1 protein-coding gene is annotated in these 4,463 nt (G+C 71.3%); it reads left to right on the plus strand.

Features of this window, described 5'->3' with window-relative positions; genetic code table 11:
• Positions 1-109 precede the first annotated feature (109 nt).
• Positions 110-3,973 carry a peroxidase family protein gene (locus VFN12_RS13990; protein WP_325119332.1) on the plus strand — a complete coding sequence of 1,288 codons (3,864 nt, stop codon included), beginning with the start codon at positions 110-112 and terminating at the stop codon, positions 3,971-3,973.
• Positions 3,974-4,463 lie beyond the last annotated feature (490 nt).

Raw genomic sequence — 4,463 nt, forward strand, 5'->3', positions numbered from 1 at the left:
CATGCGTGAGTACGACCTCCGGACCGCCGCGGGTGTCGCCTGCACGACGGCGTCCAGCACGTGCCGACCGGTGGAGACCGGCCGCCTGCTGACCGGCCCGGGCGGCGGCATGGCCGATTGGGACGCGGTCCAGGACCAGGCGAGGCTGAAGCTCGGCATCGTGCTGCAGGACTCCGACGTGCTCAACGTCCCGCTGCTCGCGACCGACCCGTACGGCCACTTCCTGCGCGGCGGCAACAACTTCCCGCAGATCGCAACCGCGACCGGATTCGTCGCGGCATCTCCCGGCGGCCTGAGTCTGCCGGGGAACACGACCCGCACGGGCCACGCCTTCCTCGACGACATCGCGCACCACGCGGTGCCGCGGGCCGGCTTCACCGCCGACCCCGACGGCGTGCTCACGCCGGGCCTGGCCGCACTGCAGTGCCAGGGACCCCCGGCCGCCGGGGAGACCTGCCTGCGGCAGTTCGACGACGAGCTGCTCGGGCGCCACTTCGTCGCCGGTGACGGCAGGGTCAACGAGAACATCGGCCTGACGACGGTCCACCACGTGTTCCACTCCGAGCACAACCGGCTGCGGGCAGAGATCGACGTCATGATCAACGGAGACGGGAACCCGGCCAACGGCAACGAGTCCGTGCTGACGGCGGACGAGGTGACCAGTTGGAACGCGCTCAACACCGCAACCGGCTGGGGCTACGGAGATCGGCTCTTCCAGGCCGCGAAGTTCGTGACCGAGATGGAGTACCAGCACCTGGTGTTCGAGGAGTTCGCCCGCAAGGTGCAGCCGGCGCTCGACCTGTTCACCGCCGTCGACCCCGCCGTCGATCCGGCGATCGACGCGGAGTTCGCCCACGCGGTCTACCGGTTCGGCCACTCGATGCTCACCGACACCATCGACCGCAGCAACGCGCCCGACATCCCGCTGCTGGAGGGCTTCCTCAACCCCCTCGCCTACACCGACGGCGGACGACTCTCCGCCCAGGCGGCCGCTGGCGGTCTCGCCATGGGCATGACCGACCAGACCGGCAACGAGATCGACGAGTTCGTCACCGAGACTCTCCGCAACAACCTGCTCGGCCTGCCCCTCGACCTCGCGGCGATCAACCTCACCCGAGGACGGGAGACGGGAGTGCCACCGCTCAACGACTTCCGCCGTCAGCTGTTCGCCGCCACCCGCGACTCGTCCCTGCGGCCGTACTCCAGCTGGTCGGACTTCGGGCTCAATCTCAAGCACCCGTACTCGCTGGTCAACTTCATCGCGGCCTACGGCACCCACCCCTCGATCACGGGCGGGCTGGCACACCGGCGAGCCTCGGCCGAGCTGCTGGTCAACGGCGGTGGCGGTGCCCCCGGCGACCGGACGGCGTTCCTCGACAGCACAGGCGGCTGGGCGAACCGCCCCAGTGGCCTGGAGCAGGTCGACCTGTGGGTCGGCGGCCTGGCGGAGTCGACGCGTCTGTTCGGCGGCATGCTCGGGTCGACGTTCACCCACGTCTTCGAGCAGCAGATGCTCAAGCTCCAGGACGGCGACCGCTTCTACTACCTGGCGCGTCTCGCCGGTCTGAACCTGCTGAGCGAGATCGAGGGCAACTCCTTTGCCGAGCTGATCATGCGCAACACCGACGCCGCAGCGCTGAAGGCCGACGTGTTCGGCATCGCCGACTGCGAGTTCGAGGTCGCCAACCTCGGCACCTCCGGCCCGATCACCGATGACCCCGCATCGTCGTGCGACGAGGCGTTGGTCCTGACCCGGATGCCGGACGGCACCATCCGCTACCGCCCGTCGAACCAGGTCGACCCGCCGGGGCTCAACCCACAGAGCACGTTCAACGGCACCGCTGCGGGGGACCGCATCTGGGGTGGCCTCGACGACGACACCTTCTGGGGCAACGACGGTGACGACTGGATCGAGGGCGACGACGGCGACGACACCGTGATCGGTGGACTGGGCGACGACACGCTCACGGACACCCATGGCACCGACGTCCTGAAGGGTGGCGCCGGAGACGACGCCATCGACGCCGGTCCCGGCCTCGACATCATCGTGGGCGGGCTCGGCAACGACTTCGCGGCCGGTGGTGCCAACGCCAACGAGACCTTCGCCGGCCCCGGCGACGACCTCATCGAGGCTGGACTCGGCACCGACACGGTGCTCGGGGACTCGGGCGACGACTGGATCGAGGGCGGGGCGCAGCCCGACGAGATCTTCGGTGACAGCGGGGCACCACTGTTCGACGACCTCAACGCCCCCGGCGACGAGGTGATCGACGGCCAGGGCGGCGACGACACGCTGGCGGCCGAGGGTGGCGACGATGTCATGCTCGCCGGTCCCGGCATCGACCAGTACATCGGCCTGCGGGGCTTCGACTGGGTCAGCCACTCCGGTGACCCGGTGCCGGCCGACGCCGACCTCGGCCGCGTGCTCGAACCGCTCCCGCCGCCGGGAGGCAACCTGCAGGACCAGTACGGCAACGTCGAGGCCGTGTCGGGGTGGTCCCTCGACGACGTACTCAAGGGCGACGACGCCGTCCCTGCGACCGACGTCGAACCCGGTGTCCCGGTCGGCAGCAACGTGCTCACCGCACGGGGCGTCGGACTGGTCGACGGCCTGCAAGCGCTGTTGCCGGCGGGCACCACGTCCTTCGGTGGCGGCAACATCCTGCTCGGTGGCGCCGGCAGCGACCGCCTCGAGGGACGTGGGGGAGACGACGTCATCGATGGCGACAGGTGGCTCGACGTCCGGCTGAGCGTGCGTACCAACCCGACCGACCCCGCGACGGAGACCCAGCGCTTCGGCGGGCTGGCCGGGCTGCGCGATGCCGTGCTCGCCGGCACGTTGGACCCGGGCAACGTGGTGGCGGTGCGCGCGATCATCGCGCCGCCGAACGTGGCGAACGACGTGGACACCGCGACCTTCTCCGACGTTCGCTCGCGGTACACCGTGACCACGGTCGGCGCGGTGACCACCGTGGCCCACCACCCGGTCCAGGCACCACCCGGAGGGGAACCTCCCAGGAGCGACGGGACCGACACGCTCCGCGGCATCGAGCGGCTCATGTTCGCCGACGCGATCGTGCCGGTCGACCCCACCGACTTCGTGGTGACGACGAGCCGAGGCGACGGGACCGCGACCGTTCGCTGGTCAGGGCCCGCCGCCGACGCTTCGACCCGGTTCGAGGTGCACTGGGACGACCCGGTCAGCGGGCTGCCCAGGGTGCGCGACGTGGGCAGCGCTCACACCGCGCAGATCGGCAACCTGGTGAACGGCCGCGTGTACCACTTCCAGGTCTGGGCCTTCCACGCCGGCCCACCGGCACCCCGGTGGCTGGTTCCGAGCGGACCTGTCGTGCCGGCTGCGGCCCCTGCCCGACCCACGATCGGCACGGCCGTGGGTCGCAACGGCTCGGCTCTGGTGCGCTGGTCACCGCCGGCCAACGACGGTGGCGCTGAGGTCACCCACTACCTGGTGCGCACCCAGGACAGCACAGGGAACCCGGTGGGCGAGCCGAAGTCGGTGAGTGCACCGGCCACCAGCACGGTGGTGGCGGGCCTCACCAACGGAGGTCGGTACCGGTTCCAGGTCTCGGCCGTCAGCGCTGCGGGTGCCGGACCCTACTCCGCGCTCTCCAACGCCGTCCTGGCGGCGACCGTCCCGGCCCCTCCGGTGATCGGCACCGCGGTGTCCGGCGCCACCCGGGACGTGGCGACCACCGCCACTGCGTTCTGGTCCCCTCCGCTCTCCAATGGCGGTGCCAGACTCACCGGCTTTGTCGTCTGGGCGCTCCGGATGAGCTCCACCGCACCCGACGCACGGGTGCTGCTGAGAACCTCGTCGGCGCCGCTCGGGCCCAGCCGTCTGTCGCACGAGTTCCAGCTGGCACCGGGGGTGTACCGGTTCCGCATCGTGGCCCGCAACCAGAGGGGTGACAGCGCTCCGTCTGCCCGTTCCAACGCCGTCCGTGCGCGCTAGATGTGGGTCGACCTGAACCGTGGCGAGTCCCGCCCGCCGCGCTGCTCCCGACCGACCGGGCGGAGCGCCTGAGCGCCGCGGCCGTCAGTGCCGAGCGGGGTGGCACCACCTCCCCGCTGCCGCGATGAAGGGCTGAGGGCGGCCGTGACCATCACCTTGGTCATGCCGCTCGCTGCTCTTCTTGCCCGTCGAGCGTGTGCTCCCTGGGTACGTCGAGTGGTGCAGCGGCGCGGTAGCTGCGCCGTCACGGCAGCGGCGGTGGTCCGGGCGGTGGTCCGGGCGGTGGTCCGGGCGGGGGCTCCGGTGGCGGTGGCGGCGGCGGGGGCTCCGGTGGTGGCGGAGGCGGCGGAGGTTCCGGTGGCGGTGGAGGCGGCGGATTGGGCTGTGGCGGGTTCGGCGGCGGGCAGTTGGGGTGGCACGGCGGCGGGCAGTTGGGGTGACACGGCGGCGGGCACTTCGGGTGACACGGCGGCGGGCACTTCGGGTGACA

Origin of the sequence: Nocardioides sp. (assembly GCF_035703625.1) — a bacterium.
Lineage (GTDB): Bacteria > Actinomycetota > Actinomycetes > Propionibacteriales > Nocardioidaceae > Nocardioides.